Below are 14,783 nucleotides of genomic sequence, written 5' to 3' on the forward strand. Positions count from 1 at the left end.
CAGCCCTTATCCTTATCGCCCCCGCCGTACCGTTGTCAGGAGTTACCCCATGCCCCATGAAGGCAATCTGTTGCAAGCCGCTGTCGTGTTTCTGTTAGCGGCGGTGCTCACCGTGCCTCTGGCCAAACGCCTGCAACTGGGCGCTGTGCTCGGTTATCTGTTTGCCGGGGTGATCATCGGTCCTTCCGTGCTGGGCCTGATCGGCAATCCGCAGAGCGTGGCGCACATCTCGGAACTGGGTGTGGTCCTGCTGCTGTTCATCATTGGCCTCGAACTGTCGCCGCGACGTTTGTGGGTAATGCGCAAATCGGTGTTCGGCGTCGGCCTGGCGCAGGTGTTGCTGACCGCCTCGGTGATTGGCGGGCTGGCGCTGGCGCTGTTTGACCAGCCTCTTAACAGCGCAATAGTGCTCGGCCTCGGCCTGGCGCTGTCGTCCACCGCGTTCGGCCTGCAAAGCCTGGCCGAGCGCAAGGAACTGACCAGCCCCCACGGACGGCTGGCATTTGCGATTCTGCTGTTTCAGGACATCGCCGCCATCCCGTTGATCGCCCTGGTGCCGATGCTCGCCGGCAGCGGTCAGGACACCAGCAGCGCCGACAGCCTCAATCACGCCTTGCAAGTGCTCGGCGGCATCGCCGTGGTGGTGGTCGGCGGGCGTTATCTGTTGCGTCCGGTGTTCCGCGTGGTGGCGAAAACCGGCTTGCCGGAAGTGTCCACCGCCACCGCGCTGCTGGTGGTGATCGGTACGGCGTGGCTGATGGACCTGGTCGGTGTGTCGATGGCGCTGGGGGCGTTTCTCGCCGGGCTGCTGCTGGCGGATTCGGAGTATCGCCATGAACTGGAAGCACAGATCGAACCGTTCAAAGGGCTGCTGCTGGGGTTGTTTTTCATCAGCGTCGGCATGGGCGCAAATCTCAGCCTGTTGCTCAGCGCCCCCATCACCGTGCTGGGGCTGACGCTGTTGCTGATCGGTCTTAAGCTGCCGTTGCTGTTCGTTGTCGGGCGTTTGGCCGGTGGTCTCAACAAGATCAGCGCCATTCGCCTCGGTATCGTCCTGGCTGCCGGTGGTGAATTCGCCTTCGTGGTGTTCAAGATCGGTCGCGATCAGGGTCTGTTCGAACCGCGCCTGTACGACTTGCTGGTGCTGACCATCACCCTGTCGATGGCGGTGACGCCATTGTTGCTGTTGCTCTGTGCGCGTCTGGTCAGCCCGAAAGTGCAACCGGTGGAAGTGCCGGAGCAGTTCCGCCAGATCGACACCGAAACGCCACGGGTGGTGATTGCCGGCATGGGCCGGATGGGGCAGATCGTGGCGCGGATTCTGCGGGCGCAGAACATCCGGTTCGTGGCGCTGGACACCTCGGTGGAAACCATCGAGCTGTCGCGCAGTTTCGGCGGTGTGCCGGTGTTCTATGGTGACCCGATGCGCCCGGAAATCCTCAATGCGGCCAAAGTTGGCGAGGCGGAGTATTTCGTGATTGCCACGGATGACCCGGAGACCAACATCAAGACGGCCGAAATCGTGCGCAAGCTGTATCCGCACATGAAAATCATCGCCCGGGCACGTAACCGTCAGCACGTGCACCGCTTGGTCGATGTCGGCGCCGAGCCGATTCGGGAAACCTACTATTCGAGTCTGGAAATGAGCCGCCGCACCCTGGTCGGCCTCGGTCTGACCCAGGCCCAGGCCGATGCGCGGATCAAGCGCTTCAAGCACCACGACGAACAGGTGCTGGAAGCCCAGCACGCGGTTTACGACGACGCCGCCAAAGTCCTGCAGACCGCTCAGGAAGCCCGGGCGGAACTGGCGCGGCTGTTTGAGTCGGATCAGCTGGAAGAGGAATCGCGCCAGGACTGACGTCCTTGAACAGATCCAAATTTCAGACCGCCAGGGCCGACGCCTTCGCGGGCAAGCCCGCTCCCCCAGGTTTTGTGAACGACTGCAAACCCTGGGGGAGCTGGCTTGCCAGCGAAGAGGCCAGCACATTCCGCATCAATGTGACTTGAATCAGGCCAGCTCTAATTCATGCTCGTGCTTGACCGGCGCGACCTCAAACCGGTCGGCCAGGAACGGCGTGATATCCAGCGGCAACGGCTCGTCGTTGATCAGTTTGTCCAGCAGCACACCGGTAATCGCCGACGTCAGAATGCCGGTGCGGAAGTGTCCGCAGGCATTCATATAGCCCTCCACCCCACGCATCGGCCCGAGAATCGGCAACTCGTCCGGCGAGCCCGGACGCAGTCCGGCCCAGGTGCGCTTGAGGTTGACGTCCTTGAGTTCCGGCAGGCAGCGCACCGCCCCCTGCACCAGCCCGGCGATTTCCGGGTAAGTGGTGGTCACGTCGAAACCCTTGTCTTCGGTGGTGCTGCCGATCAGGATCTCGCCGTTGTCCTTTTGCGCCACGTAGCAATCGCTGGTGGTCAGGCAGCCGTTGAGGATTTTCGGCAGACGTTCGGTCAGCAGAATCTGGCCCTTCACCGGTTTCACCGGAATGCGGATGCCGGTCGCCCACTCGCTCAAATCCGCCGCCCAGGCGCCGCCCGCGTTGATCAGCGTCTTGCAGTGAAACACCCCCGCCTCCGCCGTCTGCACCCCGGTCACGCGGGTGCCGTGGTGCAGCACACCGGTCACGTTGGTGTTGACGAAGATATCGACACCGTTCTGCCGCGCACCCTCCAGATAGGCATCGGCGAGGCGAAACGGGCTGACCTGGTGATCGCAAAGAAACTCCAGTGCGCCACGGGCCTCGTGACTGACGCTCGGCTCGGCTGCACGCAGCGCCGCCTGATCGAGCCAGCGCACCTGATCGGCGAGGTGCGGAATGCAGCCGACGATGTGTTCGGCGTAGAGCCGGTCTTCGTCGTCATAAATGACGAATTTCAGACCGGTCTTTTCGAACTTGAAATCCATCCCGTGGTGGTCTTTCAGCTCCCGGTGCAACGCCGGGTACAGCGCGTTGGACTGCAGGGCGAAATCGAAGAACGACGCCGGCAGGATATGCGGTGTGCTGGCGTCTACCGCCACCGCCGCGCCCTGGGTTTCGCGCTTGCGATTGGCCGACATCATGCGGAAGAAAATCACCCCGCAGCCGAGGCCGACCGATTCACCGATCGCCCACAAACCACCGGCCGAAGCACGGGTCGCGTTGCCCGGCCGCTTGGCATCAATCAGCGCGACCTTGAGGCCCTGGCGCTTGGACAATTGATAGGCGCAGGACGCGCCGATCACGCCGCCACCAGCGATGATCACGTCATAAAACTTACTCATGGGCAGCGGCCTCCGTGCCGACGGACTGGAACGCGGAAAATGGAATCGGATCAATCGGGAAACGCGGACGCAGCCAGCCGACGTCCTTGCGTCCGGTGGCCTGGCGCAGACGGTCGCTGCAATAGCCGACGCACATCCGCCCCTGACAGTCGCCCATGCTCACCCGGGTGCGCATTTTCAGGCTGGCGATGTCTTGCACGCCCTGCTCCAGCGCGCGGTCGATGTCGGCGCGGGTCGTGTGTTCGCAGCGGCAGATCACCGTGTCGGCGGCCGGCAACGCGGTCTGGCCGACGCCGCGCTCAGTGTAGCGATCCACGGCAGCGCGAAAGCGCACGATGGCTTTGAGTTTGCTCAAGTAGCGGTCACGGCGGACCCGCGCCAGCTCCTCTTCGAGCACGCCGCGTTGCAACAGGATCGACGTCGCAGCGATCTTGCCGGCGAGCATCGCCGCTTCCCCGCCGCGAATCCCGCCCATGTCGCCGGCCAGGTGCACATGGGGTTCGCTGCTTTGCTGCCAGATATTGGCGTTGGCGCGCAGATAGCCGTCGTCGCTGAAGCCGTGATCGAGGCCCATCTGCTGGCTGAGTTGGGTACGCGGGATGAAGCCGTAACCGACCGCCAGCGTCTGCGCTTCGAAGCGTTCGACACGGGACAGGTCCGGCTCCCACGTCGCCGAATAGGGCGCGACGCTGACACTTTTCAGTTCGCCTTCGCCGTGGGCTTCGACCACGCCCCAGCCGTAATTCATCGGGATGCCGTGCAGTTTCAGGTACGCGAGCATGCTCAGGCCATCGAGGAACAGCTGCGGTTTGTTCAACAGCGCCAGACTCTCGCGGGCGATCTTGCTGAACACGCAGGCCTCATACACCCCCGCCACACGCACGCCCGAGGCGTGCAGTTGCGTCGCTACCAGCGGCAACAACGGCCCGGTGCCGGCAATGATCACCGGCCCTTGCGGCTTGACCACACCGCTTTTGATTTGCAGTTGCAGACCGCCCAGCATGATGACCCCCGGCAGCGTCCAGCCGGGAAACGGCACACTGCGTTCGTGGCAACCGGCAGCCAGCAGCACTTGCGGGTACTCGATCGAGTGCAGTTGCTCGTCGCCGTCCAGCACCACCAGTGCCCGCGAGCCCTCGGCGCCGATCACGCGATGGTTCAGACGCACGTCGATCAACCCGGCCTGCGCCTGAAAATCACCGTGCAGTTTGCCCAGCACTTCAGCGTAACGCGGCCCCAGATAATCCAGTTGCACGCCATCGCGCAGCGGCCCGCGATAGACCACCCCGCCAAGGCGCGACGCTTCTTCGAGCAGGGTACAACGCACGCCGTGCCGGGCCAGTTCGATGGCCGCAGCCATGCCCGCCGGGCCGCCGCCGACGATCAACGGTTGCTGACTCATAGGACCTCCTGCGCGGCGACGCGGTTGACCTGGGTCTCGATGCGCATGCCGTCGCGTACCACGGTCTGGCAGGCGCGGCGCTTGTGTCGGCCGTTGATTTTGACCAGGCAACACTGGCACACGCCCATGCCGCAGTAGGCGCCGCTGATCTGGTCATGATCGTTGCGGGCAATCTGGCGTACGCCAAGGGATTGAATGACGCTGAGCACGGTTTCGCCGATGGCGGCGGTCACCGGTTGGCCGTTGATGTGGACGGTCATATCCGCCTGGGTCAAAGGCTGAATATCAAAGGTTCGTTCTAGGCAGTGCATTGCAATGTTCATCCGTGAAAAGGTTCAGGGGAGTTCTACGTCAGCTCCTTGCTGCACTCTGCCTGGCGATCCGTTGTGGTTTTTGGTGGGATCTGCCGGGCGACTCCATGAGCGCAGCAAATTGCGCACCGGAGCACTGTAGTCGATACCGCGACAAGGGCCTGGATCTTTTAAGTTAGGTGATCTCGCCCAAGGGAATATTGATCCAGATCGTTAAAACATCTCTCCCTGCAGGCGCTGCTGCGGGTTGCGATTTCTTGATCCTGTTTTAAAAAATCAAAGTCAAAGGATCACAGCCTTCGGCAGCCCCTGCGCAGGTCAGCGGCAATAATGAAAAAGCCGCTTTCACCGTGAAGTGGAAGCGGCCGAGGCAATGAACCCCTATAGAGCAATCAGTGCACGAACAGGGCGATCAGAATGATGATCGGGATCGGTACGCCGAGGAAAAACAGCAGTAGTGAGCGCATGGTGGTTCTCCTTGATTAACGGACCGGGGTGGTCGTGGTGTAAGTGTCGACTTCAACGTACTCGACCGCATCGCGACGACGACCGCCGAAGGTGGCGGCGAAGCTGGCGAAGAACGCACCGGCCAGCAGCGAGATGAACATCCACAGCGACGTCCAGGCAGCGACTTTGGCAGCGGTGTCGGCGGCTTCTTGAGCTTTGACTTTGGCGTCGGCGATGGCTTTCTGGGTACGTGCGTAGATTTCATCGACGCGACGTTCGGCATCGGCCTGGGTCAGGTTGGTCCGTTGAGCGACGAGTTGCGCAAGGTAAGTACGGTCTTCGGCGCTGAGCTGACCATTGGCCAGGCTTTGCGCAAAGATACGAGTCACGGTGCCACGGGCGGCGTCATCGCTGACGGCTGCAGGACGGTCATCACGGAACAGGCTGTCGACGAAGTAACCGTACTGATTGCTGTCGGTGTTTGCCGCAGCCGTACCGGCTGCCTGGGTAATGGCGCTGGCGGCACCGCCGGCGACACTGGCACCCGCCTGCACGCCACCACTGATCACGCTGCTGACCGAGCCCACCACCAGCACTGCGGTAACGAGCGTGGCCACACACCAGGCGAGGAAGCCGTGGGCGGTGTCGCGGAAATACACTTCGTCACCGTGCATGTTCGCCCACTTCACCCGGAGACGACCGGCGATGTAACCCCCCATGCCCGAAGCGATGATTTGCGTCGCCGCCAGCCAGACAATCGTGGAAATGCCCAGGCCCTTGGCGCTGATGCCCTCTCCGGCCCACGGTGAAACGGCAGAGAAACCCAAACCGAAACCGAGCAGCACGAGAATCATCGACAGTGCAGCGGCAGCCGCCGCACCGGCGAAAATCGCGCCCCAGGAAACGCCTGACACGCTGCTCGAGTCTTCGTAAGCAGGATAAAACCCATCTGAGGATCTATTCATTGTTGTACCGCTCCAGGCATGAAAAATAGTGTTACAACTCGTCATCAGACGAATTGCAGTGACCGTGCCAGTCGCAGAAATTAAATAAATCCTTTGGTTTCAATCAGTTATAAAAAATGAACTTCCCCGGACCATGCAACTTGCAACAAATGCCCGAGAACAGCGGGTTTTATGCATTGGCGGCGAGGCACGTTATTTGCGCTTGTAGCTTTTGTTACCACTGGGCGTCAGGCAATACACGCCTCCGCGCGGCCCCGTGCAAAACGAGCCTGTGCCGCAGGCACAGCCATCATCGCTCTGGAGAAAGTTTTGCGGGCGCGCCTGCTGGCGTTCGCCGAACAGGGCGGCACAGCTTTTCTTCGAGCCGCTGATAGAGCCGTCATTGCACAGGAACAGGTCGCCGTCGCAACGATCAATTCCGCCCTTCTTCCCGGAACAAGGGGTATTGGCGGCGATCGCCGAAGCACTCAACAGCGTCAGCACCAACCCGGTTATTGGCATCCAGCCACGGCGAATCAACGTACGCACCGAAACCACTCCTTATTGAGATTGTGGCCAGATGACATCAACGTTCAGGAAAATATTTCCCCAAGCCCGCTCAATGGCAGCTACAACATGAAAGTTAATTTAAAGCGTCACGGAAATTTCTTGGCAAAATGCAGCCATTCCGTTGAACCGATCAAGGCCAGCCCTATGACGCGTATTTTGACCATCGAAGACGACGCCGTGACCGCCCGGGAAATCGTCGCCGAATTGAGCAGCCACGGGCTCGACGTCGACTGGGTCGACAATGGCCGCGAAGGCCTCGACCGGGCGGTGAGCGGCAATTACGACCTGATCACCCTCGACCGCATGTTGCCCGAACTGGATGGCCTGGCCATCGTCACCACCCTGCGCACCATGGGCGTGGCCACGCCGATCCTGATGATCAGCGCCCTGTCCGATGTCGACGAGCGCGTGCGCGGCCTGCGTGCCGGTGGCGATGATTACCTGACCAAACCGTTCGCCACCGACGAGATGGCGGCGCGGGTCGAAGTGTTGTTGCGCCGGCAGAACAGCGGCGCCACCCAGGCGACGACCTTGCAGGTCGCGGATCTGCAGCTGGACTTGATCAGCCACGAAGCGCGTCGCGCCGAACAAGTCCTGACGCTGTTGCCGACCGAATACAAACTGCTGGAATTCCTGATGCGCAACAGCGGCCAGATCCTTTCGCGCATGATGATTTTCGAAGAGGTCTGGGGTTATCACTTCGACCCGGGCACCAACCTGATCGACGTACACATCGGCCGTCTGCGCAAGAAAATCGACGCTGCCGGCAACGTTCCGCTGATCCGCACGGTACGGGGCTCGGGTTATGTCATTGCCGAACCCGTCTGACGGCTGGCGCTCCTCCAGCAGCCGTTTGCTGGCGCTGTACAGTTCGCTGTTCGTGGCATGGAGCGCGATCCTCATGGGGGTCATGTATTTCGAGGTGTCCGGCTACCTCGACAACCTCGCCAAACATTCGCTGATGCAGCGTCAGCACCTGTTTTCGCACTTTCGTGGCGAGCAACTGGAAGAAGCCCTCGCCGCGAGCATGACCTTCGACATCCGCGGCATCGACGCCTATGGCCTGTTCGATGCCGAAGGCACCTACCTCGGTGGCGCACTGCAACGGATCCCCGAAGGCCTGCCGCTGGACGGCAAGATCCACATGCTCGTCGACTGCGCCGACTCCGACGATCCGACCCTGCCCGCCGACAGTTGCGACGCCGTTGCCACGCAAACCCGTGACGGACGCTGGCTGGTGTTGTTGCGCGACAACGGCTCGCTGTTCGCGGTGACGCGGATCATCCTGCACGCGTTGTTCTGGGGCGTGTCGCTGACGATTTTGCCGGGGATTGCCGGCTGGCATTTGTTACGCCGTCGGCCCTTGCGGCGGATTCGAGCGATTCAGGCCAGTGCCCAGGCCATCGTCGCGGGCGATTTGACCCACCGCTTGCCGCTGTCCAATCGCCGCGATGAACTGGACATGCTCGCCGCCATCGTCAACGCCATGCTTGAGCGCATCGAACGTTTGATGCATGAGGTCAAAGGCGTGTGCGACAACATCGCTCACGATCTGCGCACCCCGCTGACCCGCCTGCGCGCGCAGTTGTACCGCATGCAACAACAGGCCGGCGAAGGCTCGCAGGAAGCGGCGCAACTGGATCTGGTGCTGGCGGAAGCGGATACGCTGATGGCGCGGTTTCGCGGGTTGTTGCGGATTTCCGAACTGGAAGACCGGCAGCGCCGCTCGGGTTTTGTCGAGCTCGATCCGGTGCAATTGCTGCAAGAACTGCACGAGTTTTACCTGCCGCTGGCCGAGGAAGGCGAACTGCTGTTTGTACTGAACATGCCGGAAACCCTGCCACGCCTGAACGGTGATCGGGCACTGTTATTCGAGGCGCTGGCGAATCTGTTGAGCAACTCGATCAAGTTCACCCCGGCTGGCGGCACGGTGATCCTGCGCGGCGTGAATGACGGCGGGCATACGCGGATCGAAGTCCACGATTCCGGGCCGGGGATTCCCGAGGCCGAGCGTGAGGCGGTGTTTCAGCGGTTCTACCGGGCCGAGGGTGGGCAACCGCAAAGTGGCTTTGGCCTCGGCCTGTCGATTGTGGCGGCGATTGTCAGCCTGCATGGCTTCAGTCTTGAAGTGGGCCAGAGCGATCTTGGCGGGGCGAAACTGATGCTCGATTGTCGGCAAAGTCTGATTTCAAAATCCTGAAAATCACCGCGATGCAATGTAGGCGTGAGCCTGCTCGCGATGTCGGTGGGTCAGCCAACATGTTTGTTGAATGATCGACCGCTATCGCGAGCAGGCTCACGCCTGCAAGGGTTTTTGTGGTGTTCAATCAGGTGGGGTAATTGGCCCGCAGGGCTTCGAGGCCGCCCTGGTAGATGCCGCTGAACAACGCCACCACCTCCTCCTCACTTACGCCGTTGGCCGTGAAGCGTCCCGACCACGTCACCCGCGCGCCCTGCCCGTGCGCCTCGACCTTGATCGTCGCCAGGTAATCCGTGGCCGGGAACGGCGCCTGTTCGATTGAATAGCTGTAGGTCTTCGCTGCGTTATCGAACGTTTGCAGGCGTTCGATCACCACTGCGCCGTCAGCGGTTTGCAGGGTGCGCACGCGCCCGCCCGCGCTCAGCTCACTCTTGGGAATGAACGGCAGCCAGTCCGGCAGCGTGTTGAAGCCGCCGATCAATTGCCAGACCTGATCGGCCGAGGCCGGGATGTCGATCGTTGCTGATGCAGTTGCCATAAATAAAGGTTTCTCCAGAAGACTTCGGTTTCAGATCGCCATGCTGTCGACGACACCGCCATCAACCCGCAGGGCCGCGCCGGTCGTGGCCGAGGACAGCGGCGAAGCGATGTAGGTGACCAGATGCGCAACTTCTTCGACATCGGCCACGCGCTGGATGATCGAGGTGGGTCGAGCCTTTTGCACAAAGGCGTCGGCCTCATCGCGCAGGCTGCGACCGGACTCGGCAGCGGCGTCCTTGAGCATCTGCTCCAGACCGTCGGTGAACGTCGGGCCCGGCAGGATCGCATTGACCGTGACGCCAGTGCCAGCCAGGCGCTTGGCCAGGCCATGCGACACCGCGAGGTTAGCGCTTTTGGTCACGCCATAGTTGAGCATGTCGGCCGGCGTCGCCACACCGGATTCAGAAGACAGGAAAATCACCCGCCCCCAGCCCTGCTCGACCATCGCCGGCACGTAGTGCCGCGACAGGCGCACGCCGGAAATCACGTTGACCTCGTAGAACCGCGTCCACTCGCTGTCCGGGGTGTCGAAGAAATCCACCGCGTCGAAGATCCCGAGGTTGTTCACCAGGATGTCCGCCCGCGGTTGTGCAGCGAACAGTTTTTCGGCGCCTTCGGCGCTGCCCAGATCAGCCGTCAGACCGCGTAATTGCGCGCCCGGCACCTTCTGCCGAATGCTCGCCAGCGCCGCGTCAACCTTGGCCGTGTCGCGACCGATCACCACGACCGTGGCGCCGGCTTCGGCCAGCGACTGGCTGATGCCCAGGCCAATACCCGCCGTGCTGCCACTGACAATGGCCAACTTACCGCTCAAATCAATTTTCATCACACACCTCCCAGGTAGGAGCTGCCGCAGGCTGCGATCTGTTGATCCGGCAACGGCGCCCGTTCAGAAACCAGTTTTGCCTCACGCAACACCTGCCAGAAGCCGGCAGGTATCACCGCCGCCGACGCCGCGACATCCTCGGCAAGCGCATGTGGCGCGGTACAACTTGAGCGCCGCCGAGCAACTCGAAGGCCTGCGTCAGCGTAGCCTCGATATCGCGTTGGTGAGTGAGCCGCCGACCGATGACGACTCCGACCTGCCAGGTGTTCAGGTGCTCGACGATCCGATGCTGCCGGCCTTGCCCGAGCAGCCATTGAATGAAGCATCGCCATCGCGAGCAGGCTCACTCCTCCAGAAAAACACTGGCGATCTACACTGAACGGATCAGCCTTTTGCCGTGAGGCCGCCATGAAAATGTCTGCGCAAATGACCGTCGTCGCGATACTCGCCACGCTCGCTTACCTGGGGCTGGCAATGTGGGGAATTGGTGGTGTGGCGGTGTTCTTTTCCCATGGCTCGCTGGTGGTCGTGACCCTGGCGACGTTGGCGATGGTGATCGCCTCGCTGTTCACCGAAGTGAACCTGAGTTCGGGCGAACGCGAGGACCGGGCCAATCGCTGGGTGATTCCCGCATTCGGCGTGATTGGTTTGATCAGCGGTTTTCTGCCGGCCTACTGCGACCGCCTGAATATCCTGACGCTGGGTGGCGAAGGCATCCGCTGGTTCGGCGCGCTGCTGTTTATCATCGGCGGCGCACTGCGCTTGTGGCCGGTGTTTGTGCTCGGGCGGCGCTTCAGCGGACTGGTGGCGATCCAGCCGGGGCATCGGCTGGTCACCGATGGCATCTACCAACGGTTGCGCAATCCCAGTTATCTGGGGCTGGTGATCAACGCTGTAGGCTGGGCGCTGGCGTTTCGTTCGCTGGTCGGGCTGCTGCTCGCCGCACTGACCCTGATCCCGTTGATCGCCCGCATTCATTCCGAAGAGGCGCTGCTGCGCGGGCAGTTTGGCGCCGAGTACGACGCTTATTGCGCGCGCAGCTGGCGCTTGCTGCCGGGGGTTTACTGACAACACGCTCCCCCAGGGATTGAGTTGAATCAGTCGGCTTGCAGGCGCAGCTTGCCAGCACTGTCGACGTTGACCTGGACTGCGTCATAACCGGCCAGCGTTGCATGAGTTGTGTGCAGCGGATGCTGATGCGTGGTGGTGATGATCACCAGTGCTGCGCCAGCCGCTTCAGCGGCCTGGATACCGACGGCGGCGTCCTCGAAAATCAGGCAATCACGCGGCTCGAGGCCCAGGCGTCGGGCCGCCAGCAGGTAGCCGGCCGGATCAGGTTTGCCGGCCTGCACATCTTCTGCGGTGATCATCACCGCCGGTTCGGGTATCCCCGCCGCCGCCATCCGCCGCAATGCCAGATCCCGCGGCGCCGAGGTCACCATGGCCCAGCGATCCCCAGGCAGACTGTTGAGAAATGCCGCCGCACCGGGAATCTCGACAATGCCTTCGACGTCTTCGATTTCCGCTTCGGTGATAAACGCCGCTTGTGCTTCAGCGTCCACCCCGGGCAGGTTCAGGCGATTGATCGTGTCGATGGCCCGCACGCCATGAATGGTCGGCAAAAACGCCTCGACATCGACGCCGTGGCGCACGGCCCAGGCGGACCAGATGCGTTCGGCGGCGGCGATGGAGTTGAGGACGGTGCCGTCCATGTCGAACAGAAAGGCGCCGAATGCGCGATTGAATACAGCGTCGTGAACAGGCAAGGGTCGCTTCCTCTGGCAAGGTGCCGGGCACAATAGGCCCGGCAATGTAGCACTTGTCAGTGCAGGCGCGGAGCCTTGGACTTGAATGCGCTGTCCACGCAATCGAGCAACTGGCCGATGGCCCACGGCTTTTTGATGAACGCGACCGGATGCTTGACCCCCGAGGTTTCCGGGGTTTCATAACCTGACATGACCATCACCGGCTTCTCTGGCCAGCGGTCGCCGACGAGGTTGGCCAGATCAGCACCGTTGAGGGTGCCGGGCATGGTGATGTCGGTCAGCAACAGCGCCACTTGCTGCGCGTGCTTTTCCAGGTAAAGCGACGCCGCATCGGCACTGGTTTGCGGTTCGACCTTGAAACCTTCCTCCTGAAGAATTTCGCAAAGAAACTCCAGAATCAACGGGTCATCCTCAACCACCAGAATCAACCCGCCAGGAAGGTGCGCGTTCGCCGTTGGTGTTGGGCACATGGAACAGCACTCCCTGAATTGCATTAACGATTTAGCGGCGTGAATCCGCTGCTTAACTGGTATGAGCAGCGGCTTCTACAGAAATTCACTTTTGATACAGATCTTTTCCGAAAGAACGCCCAAGACCGGCGCAGACAGACGTTCGCCGCCGCCCGTTTGTGGTTAAAATGCCGGCCCTTTTGCTTGCCGACCCTGACCGATGAACCCTGAAGCCCTCGCCACCCTTCACGCCCATTTGCTGCCCGCGCTGGCGGCGGCACCGAGCGAAACCCGTCGCCTGTTTCACGGACGCGGGCGCTGCTGGCCGGGGCTTGAGCAGGTGACCGTGGACTGGTTGCAGGGCGTGGTGCTGGTGTCGCTGTTCAAGGAGCCGGCGCCCGAACAACTCGCAGCACTCAAGGACTTGTTGCTGCAGATCAGCCGTTCGCCGCAGTGGCTGCAGTCTGGCGCGCAGACCTTGCTGATCCAGCATCGTTACCTGCCGCAGAGCACCGCCGAGTGGCTGCTGGGCGAGGAGATCGAGGAAATGACCATCGTCGAAGGCGGCTTGCAGTATCGCGTCGATCTGGGGCGCAAGCAGAACGCCGGGCTGTTTCTCGACATGCGTTACGGGCGCAACTGGGTGCGCGAGCAGGCCAGCGGCAAACGGGTGCTCAACCTCTTCGCCTACACCTGCGGCTTCTCCGTGGCGGCCATCGCGGGTGGCGCCAGCCATGTGGTCAACCTCGACATGTCTCGCGCGGCACTGAGCCGCGGTCGCGACAACCATCGCCTGAACGGCCATGACCTGAGCAAGGTCAGCTTCCTCGGGCATGACCTGTTCAAGTCCTGGGGCAAGGTGATCAACAGCGGCCCGTATGACCTGGTGATCATCGACCCGCCGTCGTTTCAGAAAGGCAGTTTTCTGCTGACCAAGGATTACCAGCGCGTGCTGCGGCGTCTGCCTGAGTTGCTGACAGCACAAGGGACGGTGCTGGCGTGCATGAACGATCCGTCGTTCGGGGCGGACTTCCTGATCGACGGGGTGATGCAGGAGGCCCCGAGCCTGCGCTTTGAACAGCGACTGGAAAATCCACCGGAATTCCCCGATATCGACCCGCAAAGCGGCCTCAAGGCCTTGGTCTTCCAGCGCCACGGCTGACACCCCCGAAAAACCCTGCAGGCTCACGCCTACAGGGACTGTGGTGCATCAGGCAGTGGGTGGACGCAACACCAGCGCAAACAGCTCGCCATGCCCGTTCACATTGAGCTTGTGATAGAGATTGCGCCGGTGGACCTTGACGGTTTCCGGTGAAATGCCCAGCTGCCGGGCCATCGCCTTGCTGGAAAAGCCCTGCAGAATCAGGCGCGCCGTGTCGATTTCGCGCACCGTCAGCCGCGCGTCAAAACGATCGAGCAGCGTCGCCAGATCGCCGATCACCGCCTCAACCGGCACGCCCTGCGGCGGCAACAACTGCACATGCCGACGCATCGCTGCCAGGACCCAATCACGTACGCATAACAACCGGCCCTGCTCGGCCAGGTCGAACCTCGTCGCCCGACCGAGTGACAAACCGAGCACGCCGCCTTCGACGTTGATCATGAACTGCAGCTCATCCTCGCCCACCACCGAGCGAAAATAGCTCTGGTAATACTCGCTGTGCAGAAACTGGTCCGGCGCCACCGAGGCCAGGCTATGCAAACCGTCGGCGATGCCATTCGACGCGGCTTGATAAAACGGATCGAGCAGATACATTCCGGCGCTGTAACCGGCAAGTTCCTGTTGCTCATCGGCGCCGCCCTTGCTGTCGAAGTCGATCAACAATTGCGGTGCCTGAGCGGCTTTCATGACCGCGACCAGCGCGTTGTCCAGCGGCACCAGCAGGCGCAGGGTGTCGACCAGCGCCCGCCAGAAACCGTCTTCGCCGACGCCGCTGAACACCCGCGCCAGGCTCTGATGCACCGGCAATTCCTGCAACAACGCGTCCACGCACTACCCCTTTTGAGTAACCCGTGATGGGAATGGGTCAGGCGTGACCGCCCCGATAGGCTGAGCACTC

General features: G+C 61.9%; 15 protein-coding genes and 2 pseudogenes. 6 read left to right on the plus strand and 11 right to left on the minus strand.

The features are described 5' to 3' along the window. The first annotated feature begins 49 nt into the window (after positions 1–49). A complete protein-coding gene (locus ACXX9E_RS22610) occupies positions 50–1,858 on the plus strand; it encodes a monovalent cation:proton antiporter-2 (CPA2) family protein (protein WP_458556229.1) in 1,809 nt (602 codons plus the stop codon). A 150-nt stretch (positions 1,859–2,008) separates the two neighbouring features. On the opposite strand, the gene hcnC is transcribed toward ACXX9E_RS22610, so the two are convergent. The 5 genes from hcnC to ACXX9E_RS22635 form a co-directional block, all read right to left on the minus strand. Then, positions 2,009–3,268, minus strand: a complete 1,260-nt coding sequence (gene hcnC / locus ACXX9E_RS22615; protein ID WP_128615751.1) for a cyanide-forming glycine dehydrogenase subunit HcnC — start codon at positions 3,266–3,268, stop codon at positions 2,009–2,011. Next, on the minus strand, positions 3,261–4,670 hold the full coding sequence (gene hcnB / locus ACXX9E_RS22620; RefSeq protein ID WP_123462576.1) for a cyanide-forming glycine dehydrogenase subunit HcnB: 1,410 nt from the start codon (positions 4,668–4,670) through the stop codon (positions 3,261–3,263). Before hcnB ends, hcnC begins: the two co-directional genes overlap by 8 nt. After that, entirely contained in the window at positions 4,667–4,981 is a 315-nt protein-coding gene (locus tag ACXX9E_RS22625) for a (2Fe-2S)-binding protein (RefSeq protein ID WP_458556230.1), read from the minus strand. The genes hcnB and ACXX9E_RS22625 overlap by 4 nt, the downstream gene beginning before the upstream one ends. 482 nt (positions 4,982–5,463) lie before the next feature. After that, entirely contained in the window at positions 5,464–6,393 is a 930-nt protein-coding gene (locus tag ACXX9E_RS22630) for a hypothetical protein (protein WP_123462574.1), read from the minus strand. Between the two features lie 192 nt (positions 6,394–6,585). Then, entirely contained in the window at positions 6,586–6,921 is a 336-nt protein-coding gene (locus ACXX9E_RS22635) for a YdcA family protein (protein ID WP_123462572.1), read from the minus strand. A 165-nt stretch (positions 6,922–7,086) separates the two neighbouring features. Between ACXX9E_RS22635 and ACXX9E_RS22640 the strand changes: the two genes are divergently transcribed. Together ACXX9E_RS22640 and ACXX9E_RS22645 are read left to right on the plus strand one after the other, a co-directional pair. Then, positions 7,087–7,770 carry a response regulator transcription factor gene (locus tag ACXX9E_RS22640; protein WP_042559723.1) on the plus strand — a complete coding sequence of 228 codons (684 nt, stop codon included), beginning with the start codon at positions 7,087–7,089 and terminating at the stop codon, positions 7,768–7,770. After that, positions 7,748–9,142 (plus strand): sensor histidine kinase, encoded by a 1,395-nt coding sequence (locus ACXX9E_RS22645; RefSeq protein WP_447808058.1) that lies wholly within the window; start codon positions 7,748–7,750, stop codon positions 9,140–9,142. Before ACXX9E_RS22640 ends, ACXX9E_RS22645 begins: the two co-directional genes overlap by 23 nt. 127 nt (positions 9,143–9,269) lie before the next feature. On the opposite strand, the gene ACXX9E_RS22650 is transcribed toward ACXX9E_RS22645, so the two are convergent. The 3 genes and pseudogenes from ACXX9E_RS22650 to ACXX9E_RS22660 all read right to left on the minus strand — a co-directional run. Then, a complete protein-coding gene (locus ACXX9E_RS22650) occupies positions 9,270–9,680 on the minus strand; it encodes an SRPBCC family protein (RefSeq protein WP_458556231.1) in 411 nt (136 codons plus the stop codon). 30 nt (positions 9,681–9,710) lie between these two features. Next, positions 9,711–10,508: an SDR family NAD(P)-dependent oxidoreductase gene (locus ACXX9E_RS22655; RefSeq protein ID WP_123462567.1), complete on the minus strand. Its 798-nt coding sequence runs from the start codon at positions 10,506–10,508 to the stop codon at positions 9,711–9,713. Beyond that, positions 10,508–10,663 (minus strand): annotated as a pseudogene (locus ACXX9E_RS22660) (aldo/keto reductase); the annotation flags it as partial. The pseudogene ACXX9E_RS22660 and the gene ACXX9E_RS22655, both read right to left, overlap by 1 nt. Between ACXX9E_RS22660 and ACXX9E_RS22665 the strand changes: the two are divergent. Next, positions 10,657–10,818: pseudogene (locus ACXX9E_RS22665) on the plus strand (LysR family transcriptional regulator); the annotation flags it as partial. The pseudogenes ACXX9E_RS22660 and ACXX9E_RS22665 sit on opposite strands and share 7 nt — an antisense overlap. Before the next feature lie 98 nt (positions 10,819–10,916). Further along, positions 10,917–11,576, plus strand: coding sequence for a methyltransferase family protein (locus ACXX9E_RS22670; RefSeq protein ID WP_186744309.1), 660 nt, complete (start codon positions 10,917–10,919; stop codon positions 11,574–11,576). Between the two features lie 29 nt (positions 11,577–11,605). Here ACXX9E_RS22670 and ACXX9E_RS22675 read toward each other — a convergent pair whose 3' ends face one another. Both ACXX9E_RS22675 and ACXX9E_RS22680 read right to left on the minus strand, forming a co-directional pair. Further along, on the minus strand, positions 11,606–12,274 hold the full coding sequence (locus ACXX9E_RS22675; RefSeq protein WP_458556232.1) for an HAD-IA family hydrolase: 669 nt from the start codon (positions 12,272–12,274) through the stop codon (positions 11,606–11,608). 56 nt (positions 12,275–12,330) lie between these two features. Then, positions 12,331–12,744: a response regulator gene (locus tag ACXX9E_RS22680; RefSeq protein WP_123462561.1), complete on the minus strand. Its 414-nt coding sequence runs from the start codon at positions 12,742–12,744 to the stop codon at positions 12,331–12,333. 199 nt (positions 12,745–12,943) lie between these two features. On the opposite strand from ACXX9E_RS22680, the gene ACXX9E_RS22685 reads away from it, so the two are divergent. Further along, positions 12,944–13,885, plus strand: a complete 942-nt coding sequence (locus ACXX9E_RS22685) for a class I SAM-dependent methyltransferase (protein WP_322374959.1) — start codon at positions 12,944–12,946, stop codon at positions 13,883–13,885. A 48-nt stretch (positions 13,886–13,933) separates the two neighbouring features. Here ACXX9E_RS22685 and ACXX9E_RS22690 read toward each other — a convergent pair whose 3' ends face one another. After that, complete coding sequence (locus ACXX9E_RS22690) at positions 13,934–14,713, minus strand: helix-turn-helix transcriptional regulator (RefSeq protein WP_458556233.1); 780 nt, start codon at positions 14,711–14,713, stop codon at positions 13,934–13,936. Positions 14,714–14,783: the final 70 nt, after the last annotated feature.

The organism is Pseudomonas sp. GNP014 (genome assembly GCF_054344005.1).

Excerpts from the sequence above, each read along its gene's own strand:
- ACXX9E_RS22630 (WP_123462574.1), bottom strand. The coding sequence starts at position 6,393 with ATGAATAGATCCTCAGATGGGTTTTATCCTGCTTACGAAGACTCGAGC.
- ACXX9E_RS22650 (WP_458556231.1), bottom strand. The coding sequence starts at position 9,680 with ATGGCAACTGCATCAGCAACGATCGACATCCCGGCCTCGGCCGATCAG.
- hcnB (WP_123462576.1), bottom strand. The coding sequence starts at position 4,670 with ATGAGTCAGCAACCGTTGATCGTCGGCGGCGGCCCGGCGGGCATGGCT.
- hcnC (WP_128615751.1), bottom strand. The coding sequence starts at position 3,268 with ATGAGTAAGTTTTATGACGTGATCATCGCTGGTGGCGGCGTGATCGGC.
- ACXX9E_RS22680 (WP_123462561.1), bottom strand. The coding sequence starts at position 12,744 with ATGTGCCCAACACCAACGGCGAACGCGCACCTTCCTGGCGGGTTGATT.
- ACXX9E_RS22640 (WP_042559723.1), top strand. The coding sequence starts at position 7,087 with ATGACGCGTATTTTGACCATCGAAGACGACGCCGTGACCGCCCGGGAA.
- ACXX9E_RS22670 (WP_186744309.1), top strand. The coding sequence starts at position 10,917 with ATGAAAATGTCTGCGCAAATGACCGTCGTCGCGATACTCGCCACGCTC.
- ACXX9E_RS22645 (WP_447808058.1), top strand. The coding sequence starts at position 7,748 with ATGTCATTGCCGAACCCGTCTGACGGCTGGCGCTCCTCCAGCAGCCGT.
- ACXX9E_RS22610 (WP_458556229.1), top strand. The coding sequence starts at position 50 with ATGCCCCATGAAGGCAATCTGTTGCAAGCCGCTGTCGTGTTTCTGTTA.
- ACXX9E_RS22655 (WP_123462567.1), bottom strand. The coding sequence starts at position 10,508 with ATGAAAATTGATTTGAGCGGTAAGTTGGCCATTGTCAGTGGCAGCACG.
- ACXX9E_RS22685 (WP_322374959.1), top strand. The coding sequence starts at position 12,944 with ATGAACCCTGAAGCCCTCGCCACCCTTCACGCCCATTTGCTGCCCGCG.
- ACXX9E_RS22625 (WP_458556230.1), bottom strand. The coding sequence starts at position 4,981 with ATGCACTGCCTAGAACGAACCTTTGATATTCAGCCTTTGACCCAGGCG.